Raw genomic sequence first — 22,280 nt, 5'->3', positions numbered from 1 at the left:
GTGAGAAAAACAACAAAGGAAAAACCATGGCCGAAGTCCTCTGGCGCCCAAGTGCAGAGCGCATCAGCAAGACCCGGATCGAAGCCTTCCGGCGCTTCGTCAATCACCGTCACGATCTGCAGATCGCCGACTACCCGGCCCTGCACCGTTTCAGCATCGAGCGCCGGCCAGCCTTCTGGCAGGCCATCGTCGACTTCTTCGATGTCGAGTTCCAGGCGCCGGCCGAGGCGGTCCTGATCGAAGGCGGGCAGATGCCCAGCGCCCAGTGGTTCCCGGGCGCGACCCTGAACTTCGCCGAACACCTGTTGCGTCGCCGCGACAACCATCTCGCCGTGGTCGCGGTCAGCGAAGACGGTCGCCGGGAAACCCTCAGCCATGCCGAACTGGCCGCCCATGTCGCCGGTCTGCAACAGCGCCTGCGGGCCGCCGGCGTCGGTGTCGGCGACCGGGTCGCGGCCTGCATGCCGAATACCTGGCAAACCCTGGTGGCCATGCTCGCCACCACCAGCCTCGGGGCGATCTGGTCCTGCTCCTCGCCGGACTTCGGCACCCAGGGCGTGATCGACCGCTTCGGCCAGATCGAGCCCAAGGTCCTGATCGCCTGCGCCGGCTACCGCTATGCCGGCAAGGAACTTGACCAGAGCGCCAAGCTCAATGAAATCCTCGCACGCCTGCCATCGTTGCAGCAGTTGCTGATCGTGCCCTATGCCCGTGCGCAGACACGCGCCGAAGAATTCACCACCGGCGCCAGGGTGAGCCTGTGGAACGACTTCTACCGGCCCGGCGGCGAACCGTATTTCGTCCCGGTGCCCTTTGCCCACCCGCTGTACATTCTCTACTCCAGCGGCACCACCGGGGTGCCGAAATGCATCATCCACAGCACCGGCGGCGTGCTGCTGCAACATCTCAAGGAACATGGCCTGCACGTTGACCTGGGCCGCGACGACTGCCTGTTCTACTACACCACCTGCGGCTGGATGATGTGGAACTGGCTGGTCTCGGGGTTGGCGGTCGGCGCCACGCTGGTGCTGTATGACGGCTCGCCGTTCCACCCGGGCCCGCAACGCCTGCTCGACCTGATCGACAGTGAAGGCATCAGCGTCTTCGGCACCAGTCCCAAGTACCTGGCCGCCCTGGAGGAAGCGGGACTCAGCCCGCGACACAGCCATCAGCTGACCCGCCTGAAGACCCTGCTCTCGACCGGCTCGCCGTTGTCACCCCACAGCTACGACTACGTCTACCGCGAAATCAAGAGCGAGCTGTGCCTGTCGTCGATGTCCGGCGGCACCGATATCGTCTCGTGTTTTGTCAGCGGCAACCCGGTGCTGCCGGTCACCCGTGGCGAAATGCAGTGCAAGAGCCTGGGCATGGCCGTCGAGGTCTGGGACGACAACGGCCGGCCATTGCGCGGTGAAAAAGGCGAACTGGTCTGCACCCGGCACTTCCCGGCGATGCCGGTCGGCCTGTGGAACGACCCACAGCAGGAAAAACTCAAGGCCTCCTACTTCAGCCAGTTTCCCGGGGTCTGGGCCCAGGGAGACTACGCCGAGGAACTCGACAGCGGCAGCCTGATGATCCACGGGCGCTCCGATGCGGTGCTCAATCCCGGCGGCGTGCGCATCGGCACGGCGGAAATCTACCGGCAGGTGGAAAAGGTCGAATCGGTGCTGGAAAGCCTCGCCATCGGCCAGCAATGGCAGAGTGATGTGCGAGTGGTGCTGTTCGTGCGCCTGCACGAGGGCGTGCAACTGGACGAGGCGCTGGAACAGCAGATCCGCCAGGTGATCCGCGCCAACACCACACCGCGTCATGTGCCGGCGAAGATCCTCGCGGTGACGGATATTCCCAGGACCCTCAGCGGCAAGATCGTCGAACTGGCGGTGCGCAACGTGGTGCACGGACTGCCGGTGAAAAATACCGACGCCCTGGCCAATCCCGAAGCGCTGGAACAGTTCCGCGATCGCCCGGAATTGCGCGGTTGACGCAAAGGGATCAGCCCAGGTAACGCATTACCACCGCCTGGAAACTGCCGAACAGGGAATGACCGGCCACCAGGATCCGTCGGTCACCCTGCAGGGCAATTGCCGTGACCGTGTCCAGGCTCTTGCCCAGGCGGGTACGCACCCAGCCCTTGCCGGCGGCGAAGTCGCGGTCGAGTTGCCCGTCCGGCAGGTAGCGCGCCAGCACCAGGTCCGAGCCGAATCCCGCCACCGTCGAACCGGCGGCGAGCAGGGTGCCGTCGGACTGCACCGCGAGCGCTGCCCATTGGCTGGCGGGGGCATCGATGTCCAGCAGCACCGCCTCGCCGCCGTTGAAACGCCGATCGAGGCCGCCATTGGCGGTAAAGCCCTGCAATGCGCAGCTCAGCGGATCGAAACGATTGCCCACGCACACCAGTTGCCCCTGGGTGCCACGGGCCAGTTGCGTGACCATCGAACTGGCGCCGGCAAAGCGCACGGACAAGTAACCCTCGTCACCAAAGGCCGGGTCCAGACGGCCGTCCGGGAGATAACGGGCAATCAGCCCGCTGGGCGGAAAATCGATCGAGCCGCCCACCAGGATCTTGCCGTCCGGCTGGACCTGCACACAGCTGAGCCAGGTGTTCACCAGCAGACGCCGTACCACCACGAAACCATGGCCGTTGAAGCCGGGGTCGAGGGCCCCGTCCGGTTCCAGCCGTACCAGCAGGCCGACATGATCGGCGCAGGCATAGCTGTGATTGAGGGTCAGCAGGATCTTGCCGTCCGGCTGGACACTGCCGGAACAACTCTCCACCCCCGGCAGGCCCGGTGGCAACCAGCCGTCGCGGGGCCCTTCGGAGAGATTGCCGGACAGACGCAAGACCTGGATGCCCTGGTCGCCGAACTGCGGATCGAGGCGTCCGTCGGCGAGAAACCGGGCCACGGCCGGCAAGGTCCGGTGGGCATCCAGATAGTGCAGGCCAAAGACCAGGATTCGCCCGTCATGCAACCGGCGCAGGCTGATACCGGCCGACTCGCCCACGGCTTCGAAACGGCCGACCAGACTGCCGTCCTCGCCGAACGCGCCGTCCATCGAGCCGTCGCTGTTGAGGCGCGCCAGGCCGAAGAACGCACCTTCGGCGAAGTCCACCTTGGCCACCACGAGGATCTTGCCGTCGGGACAGAACACCACGTCATTGGCCTGACTCGACAGGCTGCCGGGAAACCGCACCAATGCCTTGCCCGAGCAACCGAATCCCGGATCGAGCTCACCCGCCGGGCTGACCCGATAACCTCGTAACGCTTGCAGCAGCATCGGCGAATTCCTCCATGAAAGGGGCGTCGCCTGCGACCGTAGCGCCCGCGCGACCTGCCCGCTATTCAATCCATCGAGGTTGCATCGAACAACTGTCAGAAATAACAGGTTTTGCGTTTTACCGTGCCATTTCACTGACTTTACAGACCTTCTTCATCCCGCCAGGCGATTCCCGTCATTTGCCGGGCGCCCTCGCCGTCAGGCGGCGGCCCGTTGTGCCCGGCGTGGCGACAAAGCCACCGCCCGCACCGAGGCCCCGGCCTCCAGCCCGAGCGCCCGCGCCGCCGCGGCGTCGACGATCAGCGTGCCGGCGGCGACCCTTGCCGGCGCCGTACCGATCCGGCAATCGCTGAACCGGCGGTTGTGGATCAGCCAGGGCTCGGCCTGCTCCCCTGGTGTGCCGATACTCAGCACCAGGACCTGGCTGTCGCGGACCGCACGGATCTCATCGGTGGCACACTCGATCAGAGGCCCACCGTCGAAGATGTCGATATAGTCCTTGAAGCCGAAACCCTCGGCCTTGAGCATGCCCAGTGCCGGTTCGGTATTGGGGTGCACCCGGCCGATCACCGCCCGCGCGGCTTCCGGCAGCAGGCAGGTGGGCAGCGGGAACTTGGGCATCAGCTCGGCGATAAAGGTCTTGTTGCCCTGGCCGGTCAGGTAGTCGGCGTCGGCGAAATCCATCTTGAAGAAATGCCGTCCCAGGCCTTCCCAGAACGGCGAGACGCCCTGCTCGTCCGAATAACCGCGCATCTCGGCGATCACCTTGTCGCCGAAGTGCCCACGGAACTCGGCCAGGAACAGGAAGCGTGCCTTGGACAGCAGACGCCCGTTCAAGCCGTCGCGATGCCCGGCACCGAGAAACAACGAGCAGAGCTCGGAGTGACCGGTCATGTCGTTGCCCAGGAACAGGGTCGGCAGGTGCTGGTTGATCGACAGGCTTTTCGAGGCCGCGACAAACAATCCGAGCCGATAGTTGTACCAGGGTTCGCGCAACCCCACCGCACCGGCCACGGCACAGATCCCGACCACCTCGCCCTGGGCGGTTTCGAGCACGAACAGGTAATCGGCATCGGCGCGCTGGGCCTCGCCGGCGAAGGTTTTTTCCGCCCACTCCAGGCGATGTCGCAGGCGTACCGGATCGGCGGGCAACGTGGTCAGGCCGGCACCGGCACTCCTGGCCAGGGACAACAGGGCCGGCAGGTCGGACAGGCGGGCGGGACGAACGATCATCGGGCACACTCCACGGCGGATTGACGCTTGGGCAGGAACACCTCGGCCAGCATGCAACGGGCACTGCCGCCGCCGATGCGCTCGATGGTGTCGATATTCACGGGCAAGGGCGTGGCATGGCGTTCGATCTGCCGACGCTGGCCGGCATCCAGCGAACCCCAGGCCGTGCGCGACATCACCAGCAGCGGCTCGCCCCGGCGGTTGTGCACTTCGAGCATATTGCCGGCGAAGGACTCCAACTGTTGCCAGTCCAGCACCAGGAGTTCCTTGCCACTGGTTTCCAGGCACTGGCGCAGGCCTTCACGTTCGGCCGGGTCATCGAGTGCCCGCAGGCAGACCACCGCCAGGCGCCGGCCGACGCTCATCATCACGTTGGTGTGGTAGATCGGCACGCCGCCACGATCCACCGCGTGAAAACCGCAGAGCTGGTAGCCGAGGTGGTCGACTACCTGCCGCAAGGCCCGGGCATGGGTCCGGGTCGAGTAGCCGGCGTAACAGATCCGCTGCTCGCGATCGAAGACCATGCTGCCAGTGCCTTCGAGGTACAGGCCCTGGCGCTCCAGATCGGAAAAGTCCACGAGACGCTCGACCTGGCGATGCTCGCGCAGCCAGTCGAGCACGCCCTTGTGACGCTCCAACCGGCGATTCTCACCCTGCATCGGATAGACCACCAGGGTTCCGTCGGGATGACTGCTCCAGCAGTTGTTGGGGAAGATCGAATCCGGGGTATGGGGCAACGCCCGGTCGTTGTGTACCAGCACCTCGACATCCTGTGCCCGCAGCGCCGCGACATAACCGTCGAACTCCTCGAGTGCCAGGCGCTGGACGTTTTCATCAGCCCGCGCCTGACGCTGGAAACGGTTGTTGGCGGCGGTGTCGGGATTGAAGGCAAAGCTCGCCGGGCGAATCATCAAAACAGTATGGGTGGTTTGCATGGGCGCAGGATCAATGAGGGATCGAGGTGCCCATTGTCTGTCCGGTCGAGGGGAAAACCCGGCTGAGTAAGCCAGTGGCGGGTGCTGGAAATGGCTGAAAGGTTTGCCGCGACCAGCAGAATCGGCGAGTTCAGCAACAGCCTGTGGTCCAGGGCAGCAGCGCGGGCGGTGGCGAGCGGGCAGGCCCGCTCCCTGGCGCAGCGGTTATTCCATGGACGCCTTGACCGTCGCCAGCTCGGGATGGCTGACCAGCTTGTCGATATGCAGTTCCGGATCCTCGAGCCAGGTCTCGGTCAGTACCCGGTAGTGCTCCATGTCCCGGCAGCGCATGCGCAGGCTGTAGTCGAACGCTCCACTGAGCAGGCGGCACTCGAGCACGTGCGGGCAGGCCCGGGTCTTGGCTTCGAAAGCCTTCTGCGCCGCTCGCCCGCTCTGGTTCGACAGCGCCACGAGAACCAGCAGCGACAGCCCTGGCGAGAGCTTACTCTCGTCGAGAATCGCCCCGTAGCCGCGAATCACCCCCAACTGCTCCAGCTTTCGCACCCGCTCCAGGCAGGGCCTGGGGGTCAGGTGCACGCGCTCGGAGAGTTTCTGATAGGTAATGCGCCCGTCGTGGCGCAGCACCTCGATAATTGCCTGGTCGATGCGATCCAGCACGATCGACAGGTCACGAATATCCGCCATGAATGGCTTGCCTCACTTCAAACGACCAGAAAGAAACGGTTGCGCAGGCTCGGGGATCTCGGCGACCCAGATCCATCTCATGCGCCACCCCTGGCATTGTACGGCGTTCCTCTGGTAGTGCCTAAATCACTTTCAGCCGCTGGCCTGCCGGCATGGGGGAACGCCAGCCTGCCGATTCACGGGCGGTGATGGTTGTCGTTGCGGGGCGCGAGGGGCTGGGCAGCAGATTCTGTGGTTTGAGGATTGGGGTCAGGGGCGTCGGTAGATGGGCGTGGCCGATGGTCTCTTCGCGGGCAAGCCCGCTCCCACAGGGGGGACGTCGCTCACAACATGAGTGAGCGACACAGATTTTGTGGGAGCGGGCTTGCCCGCGAAGGAGCCGGCACTGACGCCCTCGGCTCAGGCGTCGTCGAGGATCAGGTCGGCCCCCTTTTCCGCCACCATCAGCACCGCCGCATGGGTATTGCCCGAGGTCACGTTCGGAAAGATCGACGCGTCGACGATGCGCAATGCCTTCATTCCGTGCACCTTCAGGCGCTTGTCGACCACCGAGACCTGCGGGTCCGAGCCCATCGCGCAGGAACCGCACAGGTGATAGATCGAACCGCTGTTCTCGCGGAAATACTCGAGCATGCCCGCGTCGTCATTGACCGCCTTGCCGGGCAACACTTCCTCCACGGTAATCGCCCGGATCGCCGGGGCCTGCATGATCTTGCGGATCAGCCGGCTGCCCTGCAGCACTTCGTCGATATCCTTCTCGGTGCTCAGGTAGTTCGGATCGATCAGTGCCGCGTCCGCCGGGTTCTTCGACGCGATGCGGATGCTGCCACGGCTGGTCGGCCGGCACGGGTTGAAGCACAGCAGGAAGCCCGAATAGGGTTCCGGCTTGAGGCTGGCCTTGTTGTTCTTCGGAATCTGGTACGACAAGGGGTTGAAGTACATCTGCAGGTTGGGATGCGCCTGCTCTTCATTGCCGCGGAAAAAGCCGCCGGCCTGGTTGACGCTCATCGACAGCGCGCCCTTGCGGGTCAGCAGGTATTGCAGGCCCAGCTTCAACTGCCCGAACAGCGAGCTCAGTTCGTCGTTGAGGGTCGGGATATTGGCCTTGTAGTAGTAGCTGACGCACAGGTGATCCTGCAGGTTCTGCCCCACCGCCGGCAGGTGCTTGACCACCGGTATCTGGTGGCTGCTGAGCAACTTCTGCTCGCCCACTCCGGACAGTTGCAGGATCTTCGGCGTGTCCACCGCACCCGCGCAGAGGATCACTTCCTTGTTGGCCTTGAAGGTCCGCGCCACACCGTGCTGGGTGATGGCGATGCCGGTGGCCCGCAGGTCATCGTCGAACAGTACCCGTTCCACCAGGGCATGGTGCTCGATGCTCAGGTTCGCTCGCCCCAGAGCCGGATGCAGGTGCTCGAAACTGCTGGAGCTGCGCTGGCCGTTGCGGGTGTTGACGTCATACACGCCGGCCCCTTCGAACTTCGGCCCGTTGAAATCGTCGCTGCGCTGATAGCCCAGCTCGTCGCAACCCTTGAGGAACACATCGCAGATCGGGTGCGTGTGCCCCTGCATCGGCGTGATGCTGATGGGGCCGCTGCCACCGTGGTACTCGGTATCGCCCAGCGGGTGGTTCTCCAGCTTACGGAAATACGGCAGCACGTCCTTGAACGACCAGCCGTCATTGCCGTTGGCCGCCCAGTCGTCGAAGTCATGGGCCTGGCCACGGACATAGACCATGGCGTTGATCGAACCCGAACCGCCCTGCACCTTGCCCCGTGGCGCGTAGATGCGGCGATCGCCCAACTGCTTCTGTGGCTGGCTGTAGTACATCCAGTTGAAGGCCGGGTTGTAATACATTTTGGCGAAGCCCACCGGGATCTTGAACCACAGTGAACTGTCCTTGCCGCCGGCTTCCAGCAGCAGCACCGAGAACTTCCCGGAGGCCGAGAGCCGGTTGGCGAGAATGCAGCCGGCGGCGCCGGCGCCAGCGATGATGTAGTCGTATGTCATGCACGGTTACCGCGTCAGTCGTTGAAGGCACTCTTGGGGTGCCATGCCCCGCCCTCGCCGAGGGCGGGAAAGTGGTTCAGCCCCTGGCGGGCGAGGTGTCTTTCACGTCCGCTGGCGTGGGCGCCATTTGCAGGTGCAGGCGCTCGCCGGTGTAGGGCGTGTGCTTGCGGACCACGTCCATGTTCAGTTCGACGCCCAACCCCGGCTCGGTGGACGGAATGATGTAGCCGTCCTCCCATTGCAGCGGCCTGGTCAGCACTTCGGCATGGAAACCGCCCCAGGTCATGATGCTTTCCTGGATCAGGAAGTTCGGTGTGCAGGTCGCCAGCTGGAAGCTCGCCGCCGCGCCGATCGGGCCGTTGTAGAGGTGCGGGGCGATCTGCGCGTAGTAGGCCTCGGCCATGCTGGCGATCTTCTTGGCTTCCAGCAGCCCGCCGCAGCGGGCCACGTTCATCTGCAGGATCGACGCCCCGCCGGCCTGCAACAGCTTGAAGAACTCGTACTTGGTGGTCAGCCGCTCGCCGGTGGCGATCGGGATGCTGGTCTTGGCCGCCACTTGCGCCATGGCCTCCTCCTGGCCAGGCGGCACCGGTTCCTCGAACCACAGCGGGTCGTACTTCTCCAGGCGTTTGGCCAGGCGGATCGCCGAGGACGGCACCATCTGCCCGTGGGTGCCGAACAGCAGGTCGCACTTGTTGCCCACCGCTTCGCGGATCTTGCGGCAGAAGGTTTCGCAACGCTCCAGCACTTCCAGGGAAACCTGGTGGCCGGAATAGGCGGTATAGGGACCGGCCGGGTCGAACTTCACCGCGGTGAAGCCCTTGTTCATGTTCTCGATGGCGCACTCGGCCGCCAGGTCCGGGTCGTCGTAGTCGTACTCGCCCTTGCTGTTGACCGGATAGAGGTAGGTGTAGGAACGCAGGCGTTCGTGGACCTTGCCGCCCAGCAGCTCATAGACCGGCTTGTTCGCCGCCTTGCCGATGATGTCCCAGCAGGCCATCTCCAGGCCGCTGACCACGCCCATCATGGTCAGGTCCGGACGCTGGGTGAAACCGCTGGAATAGGCCTGGCGGAAGAAGCGTTCGATATGGTGCGGGTCCTGGTCGAGCAGGTAGCGCTCGAACACGTCCTCGATGATCGGCAGCATGGCCTTGGGGCCGAAGGTCGCGGCGTAGATCTCGCCCACGCCTTCGATGCCGCAGTCGGTCCTGAGTTTGACGAACAGCCAGTACATGCCGCCGATATGCGGTGGCGGTACGGCGACGATATGGGTTTCAAGGGCGACGATTTTCATCTCAGGCACCTGTCTGGTTATGAGTTTTGCGATTGATGCGGGCGCGCAGGGTCAGGGCCGCGAGCGTGCCGAGCAGGCCGATAAAGGCGATGTAGCCGAAATAGAGGTTGTAACCGACCGCACCCGGATAGGTTTCGGTGAGGTAGCCGTTGATCAGCGGGATAAAGGTGTCGGGCAGGTAGCCCACCACCGAGACGATGCCGATGGCCAGGCCGGTGATGCGCAGCGGGATGTTGCAACTGTCGAGGATCGCCCAGTACAGGCCGCGAATGGCGTAGGTCATCAGGCCGATGAAGATCACCGTGCCGATCAGCAGGCCCAGGCTGCCCAGGGCCGGGAAGACGATCAGGCCGACCATCGCCAGGGTGACCAGCGCCAGCGCGACGATCAGCACCGAGATATTGGAGAATTTGTCCCCCAGCCAGCCGCCGCCGATACCGCCGATGGGGCGCATCCACAGCTTGATGGTGGTGATGGTGCCGGCCATGACCGCGGTCATGCCGCCGCCCTGCAGATAGTCGGAGAAGCTGTAGGTGGCCCAGAACATGTGATAGCCGCAGAACACGATGGCGGTCACCAGCCACAGCTCGGGGATCTTCACCAGGGTCAGCAGGTCGCCGAGCAGGTTGTGGGGCTGGCTGTCCGTTTCGGCGGTTTTCGCCTCGAGGGACTTGGGGTCCTTGAGCAGCACCAGCACACAACCGATGGCGATGCAGGTGAACGAATACAGGTACACCACATGCTTGAAGCCTTCGCCCGTCGACTCGCCGCGCGTCTCGGTGGCGTAGGCGAACAGCCCCAGGGCGACGGTCGCCAGCAAGGCCTCCACCAAGCCGCGTCCGCCGTCGAGGATACCGAAGAAACGGCCCTGCTCGGTGTGATGGGCGATCATCTTCACCCGCTTGAGCACCGAGGCCCAGAACGTCAGGCCGGTGGTCAGGCCCCAGCAGCCGAAAATGATCATCAGGCCGGTCAGCGACGGCACGCTGGAATACCACAGGCCCAGGGCACCGGTAGCGACCAGGGAGAAGAAGATCAGGAAGCGCGGTGGCAGGCGATCCGCCAGCCAGCCGCTGGGCAGGTAGCTGAGCAGGAAAATCGTGCCGAGCATCGAGTACAGATAGCCCAGTTCGCTGTGATTGATATGAAACACTTCGAGCATGGTGGTCTGGTAGACCTGGCGCAGGTAGAGGATCGGGTAGATCGCTCCGGCGGCCAGCACCAGCAACATCAATTGGAAATAACGGCTGCCCTTGTCGCTTTTCGCGGACACGGCGCCAGCCTGAACAGCTGCGGGCTTGGACATGAAGAAGACCTCGGGCCACCCGGCATGCTCCGGGCGCCCCTCTTTATCGATTGTTGTTATTGGAATAGCGTGTCGCGGTGTCGCCGATCAGTACTTCATGACCACCAGGCGGGTCTGGGTGAATTCGAGCATGCCGTGCTTGCCGTCATCGCCGCCCAGGCCCGAGCGCTTCCAGCCGGCGTGGAACCCCTGGTAGGGATCGGCCGGGGTCCGGTTGACATACAGCTCGCCGGATTCGATGGCGTTCGCCACTTTCATCGCCGTGCGATAGTTCTCGGTATAGAGCACCGACGACAGGCCGAACTGGTGATCGTTGGCCATGGCCAGCGCTTCGTCGATATCGCGGTACTTGAGCACCGGCAGGACCGGGCCGAAGATTTCCTCCTGGACGATCTCCATGTCCTGGCGGCAGCCGCTGAGCAGGGTCGGCGGATAGAAATGCCCCGCGCCCGGGGGAATCACCCCGCCGGTTTCCAGCACCGCGCCATCGGCCACGGCCCGTTCGACCATGGCGTGGATAGTGCTCCGCGAGGCGGCATTGACCAGCGGTCCCATCAGGCTGGCATCCGTGGCCCGGTCGCCGAACTTCACCGCGCTGATCTTCTCTTTCAGCAGCGCCAGGAAACGGTCATGCACGCTCTCCTGAACATAGACCCGTTCCACCGCCGTGCACAGTTGCCCGCAGTGCGTGGTCTTGGACGCGACGATGGCGCTGGCGGCCTGCTCCAGGTCGGCATCGGCCTCGATGATCGCCGGAGTCTTGCCGCCCAGTTCCAGGGACGGCTTGGCGATATTGGCCTTGCAGTAGTCGAGCACGATGCGCCCGGCGTTGACGCTGCCGGTCAGGGTGATCAGGCCCACGGCCTTGTGGGTGCAGACGCTGGCGGCAGTGCCGTGGTCCATGGTGAGGATATTCACCACGCCGGCCGGCATTCCCGACTGCTCGACGGCACGGGCGATTTCGAACGCGGAGATCGGCGTGTTGTTGCTCGGCCGTACCACCACGGTGTTGCCGGCAATCAGCGCCGGAGCGATCTTGCGCAACAGGGTATAGACCGGATAGTTGAACGGAATCAGTGCCGCGACGACGCCAATCGGCTCACGTTGCAGGAACAGGTTTTCGTCCGGGGTATCGCTGGGAATGATCTCACCTTCGATACGGCGGGCCCATTCGGCGTGGTAGCGGGTGATCTGCGCTGCGTAGCGGGCTTCATTGCTGGCATCGGCCAGGCTTTTCCCGGACTCGGCCGCCAGGGCCTGGCCGATGAGCCCGGCGCGGGCTTCCAGGGCATCGGCCAAGGCCCGCAGATGCTCGGCACGCTGGATACTGGTGAGCTTGCCCCAGGTCTTCTGGGCGATGGCGGCGGCGTCGACGGCCTGGATCGCTTGCGCGGGGGTGGCGGCAGGCACGTGACCGACCAGGGTTTCGGTCGCCGGGTTGTACACCGCGATCGAGGCGGTGCCGGCGGAATCGATAAACTGGCCGTTAACAAAATTGCGCTGGGTGGGCATGTACTGGTTCTCGTACTTTTCTTATCGGAGATGCCAGCAGTCTTGTCATCCGGCGCGGGATGAACAAACGATTAATTCAGGTGCAGAACATTCGAAAAATGCAGGTTACCGCCAGACGTGTGGGAGCTGGCTTGCCGGCGATGAACGATCACGCGGTGCAGCGGAGGCAGCGCGGCGCCCGCATCGCCGGCAAGCCGGCTCCCACAAGGGTCGTGTCACGCCCTCAGATAACGGGCATCTGCGCCGCCGTCGACGGTTCCAGCTGTCGCCGCGCCAGTTCCAGCTCTTCCTGCAGCCACTGGTTGAACAGCTGTACCTGGGGGATCTGCGTCTGTTCCGGACGCGTCACCAGCCAGTAGGACTGGTGCCCGTCGACATGCACGTTGAGCACCTGGGTCAACTGCCCGCAGGCCAGTTCGCCGGTGACCATGTGCCAGTCGGCGATGGTGATGCCCAGGCCGTCGATCGCCGCATGGATCGCCAGGTCCAGCAGGTCGAACTCGTAGCCGCTGAGGGTATCGACGCCGCTGATCCGCGCCGCGTCCAGCCAGTGTTTCCAGGTCAGGTAGCGCTGGTCCTCCTTGGCCAGCACATGCAGCAGGGTCAGGCGATTGAGATCGATCTCCTGCCCGCCCATTTCCCGCGCATACAGGCTCGGCGAGCACACCGCGATATGCCGCTCGTGCATCAGCAGCGAGCTGTCCAGGCCATCCCATTCGCCGTCGCCGAAACGAATCGCGCAATCGAGGGTGCTGGTCTCGGCCAGGCTGTCCTGCAGGCGGGTGGTGATGCTCAGTTCCAGCCCCGGATGCTGCTGGCGCAGCCGCCCCAGGCGCGGCAGCAACCAGCGACTGGTGAAGGTCGGCGGCGCATTGATGCGCAGGCGGTTGGCGTGGTTCTTCTCCTGGATGCCGCGCACGGTCATCTCGATCTTGTCGAAGGACTGGTGCAAGGCGCGCAGCAGCACCCGACCGGCACTGGTCAGCTCCAGGTGGTGATGGCGCCGCTCCAGCAGGCTCTCGCCCAGTTGTTCTTCGAGCTGGCGGACCTGGCGGCTGACGGCACTCTGGGTAACGTTCAGCAGTTCGGCGGCACGGGTGAAACTGCCGGTGCTACCGGCCACCTCGAAGGCTTTGAGCGCATTGAGCGCGGGCATTTTGCGTTTCAAGAAAAGACACTCACGATGGGCCGGACTGCCATAAGCATGGCACGGGGCCAGGACGAGTAACATTCCTTTTTCGTCGATCGTCCTACAAAAATACCGAGTTTCCTGTGCACAAGACTCCAGCCCGCTCGCGACAAGGCCACCTCCGGCTACGGATCATCCGCGTGTCGGTTTCGACTGCAATCACGTCGCCCCGGGATAAATAGCAGGAGTATTTCGCACAGCGCCCATGAGTATTCAGCACTGGCTGTTTTCAACTTGTAAAAGGTACGCTGACCGGTAACTCGATACATAACAAGCGCACGCACTTGCACAGGGCGAGACTCGAACTTTCGCCCCATCCTGTTGCAATAACCCGACAATCAAACTCTTCTCGGATACCATGATGACAACCCATAAAAACACTCCGACAAGATCCCTCGCCCTGCTCGCCTTTATATTTACCGCGTGTAATGCCACCACCCATGGTTTCAGTATCTTTCTCTATTCGGCGTTATTACCGGAAATTCGCCAGCACTTCGCCCTGAACTACAGCCAGGCCGCGGCCATCGCCGCCCTGCTGCAACTTTTCTATATGGGCGCCTCGATTGCCAGCGGCCTGGCGGCCGCCTGGATCAGCCCGCGCAACATGGTGCGCCTGACCATGCTGCTCAGCCCCCTGCTGCTGGCATTGGCCGTGGCGACGCCGCGGGTGCTGCCCTTCGCCCTGTGCCTGGCACTGGTGTCGGCCTGCGCGGTGTCCAACTGGAATGCCATCGCCGCCCTGGCCGGCGAGCTGATCCCCGCCAGCCACCGCAGTCGGATCCTGGGCCTGGCCTCCTCCGGCGCGGCCTTTGCGATCTGCCTCAACGGGCTGCTGATCGCCCTGCTCCAGGGGATTTCCCTGCAACATTTCTGGCTGATCTGCGCCGGCCTGACACTATCGGTCACGGCCCTCACCTGCTGGGCCCTGGCTTCCACGCCTCCACCCGCGACGCCTCGCGCCGTTGCCACGCCGTCGTTCAGGCAGGTATTGCGACAGTGGCTGCGGCTGTGCCTGGAACAACCGGTCGCGGTGCATATCCTGCTGCTCAGCACCTTTATCGGCAGCACCAGCGGGCCGTTCCTGAACTTTCTCTCGGCTTTTGTCAGCGAACGCCTGGGCGCCGGCCCACAGACCACCGGTTCGCTCTGGACCCTGATCGGCGCTTGCGGGGCGCTGGGCGGGCTGCTGCTGGGCGCCCTCGCCGACCGCTGGGGAGTCTTGCGGGTCATGGCCTTCAGCATCGGCGCCTTCGGCCTGGCCATGCTCGCGCTGCTGCTGTACCCGATGCTGGCCCTGGCCTGGCTGGCCGCCGGCCTGTTCGCGCTGTTCTACTTCCCGGTCTGGGGCCTGATGGCCGCCTACCTCAGCGCCCGCCTGACACCGGTGCAAAGCCTGCAAGTGGTCAGCCTGAGCATGGTCGGTTATGGCCTGGGCAGCGCCAGCGCCAATGCCATCAACGGCCTGCTGTTGCAGGCCAGCGGCTCGTTCGCCGCGATCCATGCCTGGATCGCCGCCTGGACGCTTGCCAGCCTACTGTTGCTATACGCCATGGCTCGCCATCAGCGACGCGGCGCGCCCCTCGCCGAAGCGCTCTGAACGTCCCAACTGGCGACAGAGAATCGCCACCAGGGCGTCCAGTTCCGGGTCCTGGCGATCCGCCGCCCGCCAGAGCATCAAGCGCGCCGGTTCGATGGGCGGAAAGCCATCCCGCTCATCCAGCACCCGCCAACCTGGCGGAACCAGCCGCCGCGCCGTCACCCCGACCATCCCGCCACCGTCGATGGCGACGCCGATGCCCCGCGGACTCTGGCTGGTGTAGACCACATGCCAGGGCCGCCCGGCTTCGGCCAGGGCATCGATGGCATTGGCCCGAAAGGCACACCCCTCGGCATAGACCGCCAGCGGCACCGACTCGTCGCGACCCGGCACCCAGCCCTCGCGGGTCACCCACGCCAGCGGCTCGTCGCAGAGGAACTCCCCCGGTTGCAGGTGGGCATGCTGCACACCCAGCACCAGGTCCAGCTCGCCACGTTGCAGACGGGCAACCAGGGCCACGGACATTTCGCAGCAGATATCCGGGCGGATCTTCGGGAAGTGCTCGCGAAAATCCCGCAACACCCCGGCCAGGCAGTACTGCGCATAGTCCTCCGGCAGGCCGACATGAATGCAGCCGCCCTCGCCCGGCAGATGCGCGGCATTGATCGCCTCGTTGTGCAGTTTGAGGATGCGCCGCGCATAAATCAGGAAGGTCTCGCCGCTGGGGGTCAGGCTGACGCTGCGACTGGTGCGATAGACCAGCGGCGTGCCCACCACTTCCTCCAGGCGCTGCAGGCTCTGGCTGACCGTCGACTGGGTCTTGTGCAGGCGTTCGGCCGCCGCTGAAAAGCCCTTGCACTCGATAATCGCGACAAAGACCTTGAGCAGGGTTCCGTCCAGATGACCTGACATAACTATCGCGCCTGCCGATGGATTCGATCGGAACTGATCATTTCTATTACTCCCGTATTTAAGCAACTATCAATTCAACGCCGGAACAACCTGGAACTTGCGATGGCGAGCGATTCTTTACTTGATCAGTCTTCACTTAATAAACGGAGCGCGACATGAGCCTTCAACTTGCCGATGCCGAAGTCGGTGATATCAGCGATATCGTCAACACCGAACTGTATCCCATACATGATTCGGGCCATGTTCAATTACAGGCCCTGATCGAACACGCCCGGGCCGAACTGGCCATCGACGGTTGCTGCCTGCTGAAGAACTTCCTGCGTCCCGAAGTGCTGGAACAGGCCCGCAGCGAGGGCCAGGCGCTGTCGGACAAGACTTTTTATTCAGTGCGCAAGGTCAATGCCTACTTCACCGAGGACGACCCGTCGCTGCCTGAAGATGATCCGCGCCGCACCTTCATGGAGCGCACCAGCGGTTTCGTGACCCGCGACATGATCGCCCCGGACGCGATCATCCACCGGCTCTACGTATCGCCGATGATGAAACGGTTCATCGGTGCCTGTCTCGACGAACCGGAGATTTTCGAATACGCCGACCCGTTCGCCGGCCTGGTGATCAACGTCATGCCGAACGGCACCGAACAGCCCTGGCACTTCGACACCAACGAATTCATCGTCAGCATGATGACCCAGAAACCCGAGGCCGGCGGCCTGTTCGAGTACGCGCCGATGATCCGCTCGCGTTCGGCGGAAAACCTCGGGGCCGTGGGCAAGGTGGTACGTGGCGAGGACCGCAGCCGGGTGCAGGAACTCGAACTCAATCCCGGCGACCTGCAGATCTTCAAGGGACGCTTTTCGGTCCACCGCGTGACCCGCGTCGAAGGCGCCATCGAGCGCAACACGGCGATCTTCGCCTACTCGGAAAAGCCCGGGATCATCGGCCGCGCCCAGCGCACCAAGCAACTCTATGGACGTCTGTCCGAAGCCCACCTGCAAGCCGAACGCAACCTGGTGCGCAGCGATCAGTTGCTCGACTGAATACACGCAACCCTTGCAGGAGCTGGCTTGCCAGCGATGAGGCCAGTGAGTCTTGCATCGCCTGATCGGACGCCATCGCCAGCAAGCCGGCCCCTACAGATCCTGCACGCCCAACCCATACGACTGCCCATAAGAACGTCACCCATCACCGACCGGTATCAGCGAGGAACACCCCATGAGTCTTTCCGGCCCCAACCGCAACCCCGCCGACTGCGAACCCACCGCGGCGGAGATCCAGCAGATCCAACTGGACCGCCTGCAGCGAGTGCGCAACGAACTGAAGAAACGCGACTACGCCGCCTGCGTGCTGTTCGACCCGACCCACATGCGCTACGCCACCGGCTCGCGCAACATGCAGGTGTACTCGGCGCGCAACCCGGCGCGCTATGCCTTCATCCCGGCGGAAGGTCCGGTGGTGGTGTTCGAGTTCGGCGGCTGCCTGCACCTGGCGCAGCAACTCAATACCGTCGACGAAGTACGCCCGGCCAAGGCCATCTCCTATTACTTCTGCGACAGCTTCCTGGGCAATGTCACCGCGGACTGGGCCGCTGAAATCGACGACCTGGTGAAAAAATGCGGCGGCGGCAAGCGCATCGCCATCGAAAGTGCCACCTCCGCGGCGGCCTTCGAACTGCAACGCCTCGGCTACCAGGTGTTCGATGCCCAGGAGCCGCTGGAACGCGCCCGCTGCATCAAGGTGCCGAACGAGCTGAAGATGATCCGTGCCAGCCTGCGGGCGACCGAGGCCGGGGTGCGGCTGATGGAAAGCAAGCTGCGTCCCGGCATCAGCGAGAATGAACTCTGGTCGCACCTGCACCAGCATGTGATCGCCACTGACGGCGACTATGTGGAAACCCGCCTGTTGTCCTCCGGCCCGCGCACCAATCCCTGGTTCCAGGAGTGCAGTACCCGGCCCATCGAAGCCGGTGACCTGGTGGCCCTGGACACCGATGTGGTGGGCCGCTTCGGCTACTACGCCGACTTCTCGCGGACCTTTCTCTGCGGCGACCAGGCGGCGACGCCCAGGCAACGGGAACTGTACAAGCTGGCCTACGAACAGGTGCAGACCAATATGGAAATGCTCAAGGCCGGACGCAGTTTCAAGGAGTACGCCGAACGGGCCTGGAAGATCCCCGAAAACTACAAGGCCAACCGTTATTTTGCCCTGGTGCACGGGGTTGGCATGACCGGTGAATACCCTTACGTGGTGCATCGCGAGGACATCGATTCGCTGGGCTACGACGGCGTGTTCGAGGCCGGCATGACCATCTGCGTGGAAAGCTACATCGGTCACGATGCCGGTGGCGAAGGGGTCAAGCTCGAGGAGCAGATCTACATCCACGAGAACGGTATCGAGCTGCTCTCGGACTATCCGTTCGATCCGCGCCTGATGCCGGCTTGAACCCTTGGTGATACCGCCATACCCCTGTAGGAGCCGGCTTGCCGGCGATGCGGACCCCGCGGAGTATCAATTGCACCGCGTTATCGTTCATCGCCAGCAAGCCGGCTCCTACAGAGTGACCGGGTTGGCCCTGGGCCCACCTGGATAATCGATCGGGAGCGTGTCTGGACCGGGGAGCAATCAGTAATATGCGTTTTAGGAATCATCCTGCGCTGAATTTATCGTTTGTTCATCCCGGGCCAGATGACAAAACTGCGGGCATCTCAAATAAAAACAACATGAGAGCCGCGCCATGTCCTACCTCACGTCCTGCCTCCTGATTCCTTTGCGCTTTGTTCTGCTGCCGTCGTTTTGTCTGTCCGGTCACGGATTCGATCCTGACCGCCAGCGCTGACCGCCCCGCCATTCCCGCAGTCAGCCCTACACGCACCAACGCCCAAGTATTCGGAGAGGCTCATGAAAGATTTGCAGACCCTGGACGGCTCCGCGCCGCATCCAGCCGTGGAAGACCTGTGCACCCAAGCCAAGGGCGGCCAGATCAGCCGCCGGCAATTTCTCCACACCGCGACCCTGCTGGGTATCACCGCCGCCAGCGCCGGCAGCTTCCTCGGCCCGGTACTCTTCGGCGAGTCGGCCCAGGCCGCCGAAACCCCGGCACCACGCCAGGGTGGCAGCCTGCGCTTCGCCTGTGCCATCCAGGAAATCCAGGACCCGATGCTGATCACCTGGATCGAAGCCTCGAACCTGATGCGCAACAGCCTGGAATACCTGACCTGGGTCGATGCCGAAAACATCACCCATCCGTACCTGGCCGAAAGCTGGAAACCTTCGGACGATCTCAGGGAGTGGACCTTCAACCTGCGCCAGGACGTGAAGTGGAGCAACGGCGACGACTTCAACAGCGACGACGTCGAGCACAACTTCAAGCGCTGGACCGCCGCCGACTCCAAGTCGGTCAACCGCACCGCCTTCCAGGACATCAGTGCCTTCGAAAAACTCGGTCCCCACCAGTTCAAGCTGGTGCTCAAGCGGCCGATCCTGGCGATCCCGGAAATGCTCAACGCCTTCACCTGTTCCATCGTCCACCGCAGCTTCAAGGCGGGTGACGACTGGTCGAAGAACCCGCTGGGCACCGGTCCGTTCAAGCTCGCCTCGTTCGCCGTGAACAAGCAGGCGACCTTTGCCAGGCGCACCGACTACTGGGGCAAGCCGGCCTACCTCGACGAGCTGCGCTATATCGACATGGGCACCGATGTCTCGACCCAGCTCGCCGCCCTCCAGGCCGGCCAGGTCGACGTCCTGTACCGCGTCACCGTCGCCGAACTGGACCTGGCCAAGCGCCTGCCGAATGCCCGGCTGCTCACCTGCAAGTCGGCGCAGACCGTGGTGATGCGCATGGCCGTGGACCAGAAGCCGTTCGACGACCTGCGCATCCGCAAGGCCGTGGCCCTCTGCGCCGACAATGCGCAGATGCTCAAGATCGCTTATCGCGGCATGGGCACCCTGGGCGAGGACCATCACGTCGCCCCGTCCCACCCGGAATACTTCCCGCTGCCCAAGCGCGCCCGTGACGTGGCCAAGGCCAAGGCGTTGCTGGCCGAGGCCGGGCACCCCAACGGCATCGACATCGACCTGATCGTCGGCAACACCCAGGGCCGCTACGAGCAGGACACCGCGCAGATCCTCCAGCAGAACTGCCTGGAAGCCGGCATCCGCATCAACCTCAAGGTGATTCCCGCCACCCAGTACTGGCCGATCTGGGACAAGGCCGCCTTCAGCCTCACCTACTGGGCCCACCGCCCACTGGGCGTGATGTCCCTCGAACTGGCGTACCGCAGCGGCGCGGCGTGGAACGAAAGCCATTACGCCGACCCGGCCTTCGACGCGGCGCTGGACCAGGCCATGGGCATCGTCGATCCGAAACAGCGGGCGGTGGCGATGCAGAGCGTGGAGCAGATCCTCCAGGACGCCTGCGTCATCGTCCAGCCGTTCTGGGCCGACAAGTTCACCGCGACCTCGCAGAAGGTCCAGGGCTTCCTGGTGCATCCGTCGGACTTCTATCCGATGAACGAGACCTGGCTCAGCGCCTGATCCGACCTTTGAACAATGAGCTCGCCCACCGCGGTGCGGCGAGCCGCTCACTTCATTAGCCGGAGCATGCAAACATGGCTGATTTCCTGTGGCGCAAGCTACTGGCCCTGGCAGCAACCCTGCTGTCGGTGTCACTGATTGTCTTTTTCGCGCTGGAGCTGAATATCGAGGACGTCGCCATCAACGTCCTCGGCCCCTACTCCGCCGCCGACCAACGAGCCGCCTGGCTCACCGAACATGGTTATGACCAGCCGTTCCTGTGGCGCTACCTGGTCTGGCTGAAGGACTTCGTCACCGGTCACTGGGGCACCTCGGTGCACTTTCACGCGCCCGTGGTCGACCTGTTGCTGCCCAACCTCGGCCAGACCCTGATGCTCGCCGGACTGGCGCTGCTGATCATGGTCCCGGTGGCGTTGACGCTCGGCGTGCTGGCGGGGATTCGCCAGGGTTCGGCGATGGACCGGCTGGTGTCGTTCCTGTCGATCGTCACCACCTCGATCCCGGACTTCGCCAGCGCGGTGTTCGTCTCGGCGATCTTTGTGTTCTGGCTCAACTGGCTGCCGGGCGTGAGCAGCATGGAAGATGGCTTCAGCGCCCTGCAACTGGCGATGCCGCTGATGGTGCTGTGCCTGTTCGGGGTCGGCTACCTGGCGCGGATCACCCGCGCCTCGATGGTCGAGGTGATGCAGGCGCCGTATATCCGCACCGCCCGGCTCAAGGGCGCGTCGACCCGGCGCATCGTCCTGCGCCATGCCCTGCGCAATGTGCTGATCGCGCCCATCACGGTGATCATGCTGTACATCCCGTGGCTGCTGTCGAACGTCATCGTGGTCGAGGTGTTCTTCGCCTACAAGGGCTTCGGCTCGCTGCTCTACACCGCGTCGCTGAACCACGACGTCTACCTGATCGAAGCCTGCGCGATGATCAGCGCGCTGGTGGTCGGCGCGACCAAGATCTTCTCGGACCTGGCCTACACCTGGCTCAACCCGCGCATCACCTTGCGCAGCCTTGGCGGGAGTGCCCAATGAACCTGTTGAATGCTTTCAAGAGCCCGCTCGCGGCCCTCGGCCTGTTCCTGGTCGGCGGCTGGGTGCTGCTGGCGATCTTCGCGCCCTGGCTGGCGCCCCATGATCCGCTGGAGAGCTTTACCCCGCTGCTGACGCCGTTCAGCGACGACACCGGCGGCCAGACCTTCCTGCTCGGCACCGATGTGCTGGGTCGGGATATCCTCTCGCGGCTGATCTGGGGCACCCGCACGGTGCTGCTGTGGTCGACCCTGGCGACGCTCACCGCGTTCGCCGTCGGTATCGCCATGGGCCTGTGCGCCGGCTACTTCAACGGCTGGGTCGACGCGGTGCTGTCCTATGTCGCCGACACCGTGCTGTCGTTCCCGGTGCTGGTGCTGTACATCGTGATCATCATCGCCCTCGGCGCCTCGGCGCTGAACATCCTTATCGCGGTGACCTTCACCAGCGCCCCGGCGATCTTCCGGATCATGCGCGCCCTGACCATCGACCTGCGCTCGCGGGACTACGTGCTCAGCGCCATCACCCAGGGCGAAGGCGCGCTGCGGATCATGACCGTGGAGATCCTGCCCAACTGCGGCGGCCCGCTGATCGTCGATTTCTGCCTGCGCATCGGCTACACCGCGATCATGATCGGCGCCCTCGGTTTCCTCGGCCTCGGCCTGCCGCCGCCGACTCCGGACTGGGGCGGCATGATCAACGAAGGCCGCAGCATGGCCATCGCGTTCCCCCACCTGGTGATCTTCCCGTGCATTGCCATCTCCACCCTGATGCTGGGCCTGAGCCTGCTGGCGGACGGCCTGGACGAACACGCCCAGAAAGGCACAAGGAGTTGAG

General features: G+C 64.0%; 17 protein-coding genes. 7 read left to right on the top strand and 10 right to left on the bottom strand.

The features are described from left to right. Positions 1 to 26 precede the first annotated feature (26 nt). Positions 27 to 1,982, top strand: coding sequence for an acetoacetate--CoA ligase (locus tag HX881_RS27325; protein WP_017124617.1), 1,956 nt, complete (start codon positions 27 to 29; stop codon positions 1,980 to 1,982). 10 nt (positions 1,983 to 1,992) lie between these two features. On the opposite strand, the gene HX881_RS27320 is transcribed toward HX881_RS27325, so the two are convergent. From HX881_RS27320 to HX881_RS27280, 9 genes are all read right to left on the bottom strand, one after another. Then, the gene (locus HX881_RS27320) at positions 1,993 to 3,276 is read right to left on the bottom strand and encodes an NHL repeat-containing protein (protein WP_017124618.1); all 1,284 of its coding nucleotides are present in this window, start codon (positions 3,274 to 3,276) and stop codon (positions 1,993 to 1,995) included. Between the two features lie 198 nt (positions 3,277 to 3,474). Next, positions 3,475 to 4,509: an arginine N-succinyltransferase gene (gene astA / locus HX881_RS27315; protein ID WP_177087583.1), complete on the bottom strand. Its 1,035-nt coding sequence runs from the start codon at positions 4,507 to 4,509 to the stop codon at positions 3,475 to 3,477. Next, entirely contained in the window at positions 4,506 to 5,444 is a 939-nt protein-coding gene (gene ctlX / locus HX881_RS27310) for a citrulline utilization hydrolase CtlX (RefSeq protein ID WP_177087581.1), read from the bottom strand. The genes astA and ctlX overlap by 4 nt, the downstream gene beginning before the upstream one ends. Before the next feature lie 204 nt (positions 5,445 to 5,648). Next, positions 5,649 to 6,128, bottom strand: coding sequence for an Lrp/AsnC family transcriptional regulator (locus HX881_RS27305; protein WP_017124621.1), 480 nt, complete (start codon positions 6,126 to 6,128; stop codon positions 5,649 to 5,651). A gap of 399 nt (positions 6,129 to 6,527) precedes the next feature. Beyond that, positions 6,528 to 8,138, bottom strand: a complete 1,611-nt coding sequence (locus tag HX881_RS27300) for a GMC family oxidoreductase (protein ID WP_177087562.1) — start codon at positions 8,136 to 8,138, stop codon at positions 6,528 to 6,530. 76 nt (positions 8,139 to 8,214) lie between these two features. Further along, entirely contained in the window at positions 8,215 to 9,432 is a 1,218-nt protein-coding gene (locus HX881_RS27295) for a mandelate racemase/muconate lactonizing enzyme family protein (RefSeq protein WP_017124623.1), read from the bottom strand. A gap of 1 nt (position 9,433) precedes the next feature. Continuing rightward, complete coding sequence (locus tag HX881_RS27290; RefSeq protein ID WP_042934681.1) at positions 9,434 to 10,738, bottom strand: MFS transporter; 1,305 nt, start codon at positions 10,736 to 10,738, stop codon at positions 9,434 to 9,436. An 87-nt stretch (positions 10,739 to 10,825) separates the two neighbouring features. Further along, positions 10,826 to 12,250: an aldehyde dehydrogenase gene (gene aldA / locus HX881_RS27285; protein WP_177087560.1), complete on the bottom strand. Its 1,425-nt coding sequence runs from the start codon at positions 12,248 to 12,250 to the stop codon at positions 10,826 to 10,828. 223 nt (positions 12,251 to 12,473) lie between these two features. Continuing rightward, entirely contained in the window at positions 12,474 to 13,418 is a 945-nt protein-coding gene (locus HX881_RS27280; RefSeq protein WP_042934682.1) for a LysR substrate-binding domain-containing protein, read from the bottom strand. A 382-nt stretch (positions 13,419 to 13,800) separates the two neighbouring features. Here HX881_RS27280 and HX881_RS27275 point away from each other — a divergent pair, with 382 nt between their 5' ends. Then, a complete protein-coding gene (locus HX881_RS27275; RefSeq protein ID WP_177087558.1) occupies positions 13,801 to 15,036 on the top strand; it encodes an MFS transporter in 1,236 nt (411 codons plus the stop codon). Here the strand turns inward: HX881_RS27275 and HX881_RS27270 are convergent. Beyond that, a complete protein-coding gene (locus tag HX881_RS27270; protein ID WP_177087556.1) occupies positions 14,980 to 15,888 on the bottom strand; it encodes a LysR family transcriptional regulator in 909 nt (302 codons plus the stop codon). The genes HX881_RS27275 and HX881_RS27270 overlap by 57 nt on opposite strands. A gap of 155 nt (positions 15,889 to 16,043) precedes the next feature. Between HX881_RS27270 and HX881_RS27265 the strand changes: the two genes are divergently transcribed. From HX881_RS27265 to HX881_RS27245, 5 genes are all read left to right on the top strand, one after another. Beyond that, positions 16,044 to 16,925, top strand: a complete 882-nt coding sequence (locus tag HX881_RS27265) for a HalD/BesD family halogenase (RefSeq protein WP_017124629.1) — start codon at positions 16,044 to 16,046, stop codon at positions 16,923 to 16,925. Between the two features lie 175 nt (positions 16,926 to 17,100). Further along, positions 17,101 to 18,327, top strand: coding sequence for a M24 family metallopeptidase (locus HX881_RS27260; protein WP_177087554.1), 1,227 nt, complete (start codon positions 17,101 to 17,103; stop codon positions 18,325 to 18,327). A 456-nt stretch (positions 18,328 to 18,783) separates the two neighbouring features. Next, positions 18,784 to 20,418, top strand: a complete 1,635-nt coding sequence (locus tag HX881_RS27255; protein ID WP_177087552.1) for an ABC transporter substrate-binding protein — start codon at positions 18,784 to 18,786, stop codon at positions 20,416 to 20,418. A gap of 74 nt (positions 20,419 to 20,492) precedes the next feature. Next, complete coding sequence (locus HX881_RS27250) at positions 20,493 to 21,446, top strand: ABC transporter permease (RefSeq protein ID WP_177087550.1); 954 nt, start codon at positions 20,493 to 20,495, stop codon at positions 21,444 to 21,446. After that, positions 21,443 to 22,279, top strand: a complete 837-nt coding sequence (locus HX881_RS27245) for an ABC transporter permease (protein WP_017124633.1) — start codon at positions 21,443 to 21,445, stop codon at positions 22,277 to 22,279. The genes HX881_RS27250 and HX881_RS27245 overlap by 4 nt, the downstream gene beginning before the upstream one ends. Position 22,280: the final 1 nt, after the last annotated feature.

The sequence above is a fragment of the Pseudomonas gingeri genome (assembly GCF_013386115.1).
GTDB lineage: Bacteria > Pseudomonadota > Gammaproteobacteria > Pseudomonadales > Pseudomonadaceae > Aquipseudomonas > Aquipseudomonas gingeri.
This window is presented reverse-complemented; position numbering and strand designations above follow the sequence as displayed.

Coding starts and splice junctions, on each gene's coding strand:
- HX881_RS27245 (WP_017124633.1), top strand. CDS start 21,443: ATGAACCTGTTGAATGCTTTCAAGAGCCCGCTCGCGGCCCTCGGCCTG.
- HX881_RS27305 (WP_017124621.1), bottom strand. CDS start 6,128: ATGGCGGATATTCGTGACCTGTCGATCGTGCTGGATCGCATCGACCAG.
- HX881_RS27320 (WP_017124618.1), bottom strand. CDS start 3,276: ATGCTGCTGCAAGCGTTACGAGGTTATCGGGTCAGCCCGGCGGGTGAG.
- HX881_RS27325 (WP_017124617.1), top strand. CDS start 27: ATGGCCGAAGTCCTCTGGCGCCCAAGTGCAGAGCGCATCAGCAAGACC.
- HX881_RS27270 (WP_177087556.1), bottom strand. CDS start 15,888: ATGTCAGGTCATCTGGACGGAACCCTGCTCAAGGTCTTTGTCGCGATT.
- astA (WP_177087583.1), bottom strand. CDS start 4,509: ATGATCGTTCGTCCCGCCCGCCTGTCCGACCTGCCGGCCCTGTTGTCC.
- ctlX (WP_177087581.1), bottom strand. CDS start 5,444: ATGCAAACCACCCATACTGTTTTGATGATTCGCCCGGCGAGCTTTGCC.
- aldA (WP_177087560.1), bottom strand. CDS start 12,250: ATGCCCACCCAGCGCAATTTTGTTAACGGCCAGTTTATCGATTCCGCC.
- HX881_RS27295 (WP_017124623.1), bottom strand. CDS start 9,432: ATGAAAATCGTCGCCCTTGAAACCCATATCGTCGCCGTACCGCCACCG.
- HX881_RS27290 (WP_042934681.1), bottom strand. CDS start 10,738: ATGTCCAAGCCCGCAGCTGTTCAGGCTGGCGCCGTGTCCGCGAAAAGC.
- HX881_RS27260 (WP_177087554.1), top strand. CDS start 17,101: ATGAGTCTTTCCGGCCCCAACCGCAACCCCGCCGACTGCGAACCCACC.
- HX881_RS27250 (WP_177087550.1), top strand. CDS start 20,493: ATGGCTGATTTCCTGTGGCGCAAGCTACTGGCCCTGGCAGCAACCCTG.
- HX881_RS27275 (WP_177087558.1), top strand. CDS start 13,801: ATGACAACCCATAAAAACACTCCGACAAGATCCCTCGCCCTGCTCGCC.
- HX881_RS27300 (WP_177087562.1), bottom strand. CDS start 8,138: ATGACATACGACTACATCATCGCTGGCGCCGGCGCCGCCGGCTGCATT.
- HX881_RS27255 (WP_177087552.1), top strand. CDS start 18,784: ATGAAAGATTTGCAGACCCTGGACGGCTCCGCGCCGCATCCAGCCGTG.
- HX881_RS27265 (WP_017124629.1), top strand. CDS start 16,044: ATGAGCCTTCAACTTGCCGATGCCGAAGTCGGTGATATCAGCGATATC.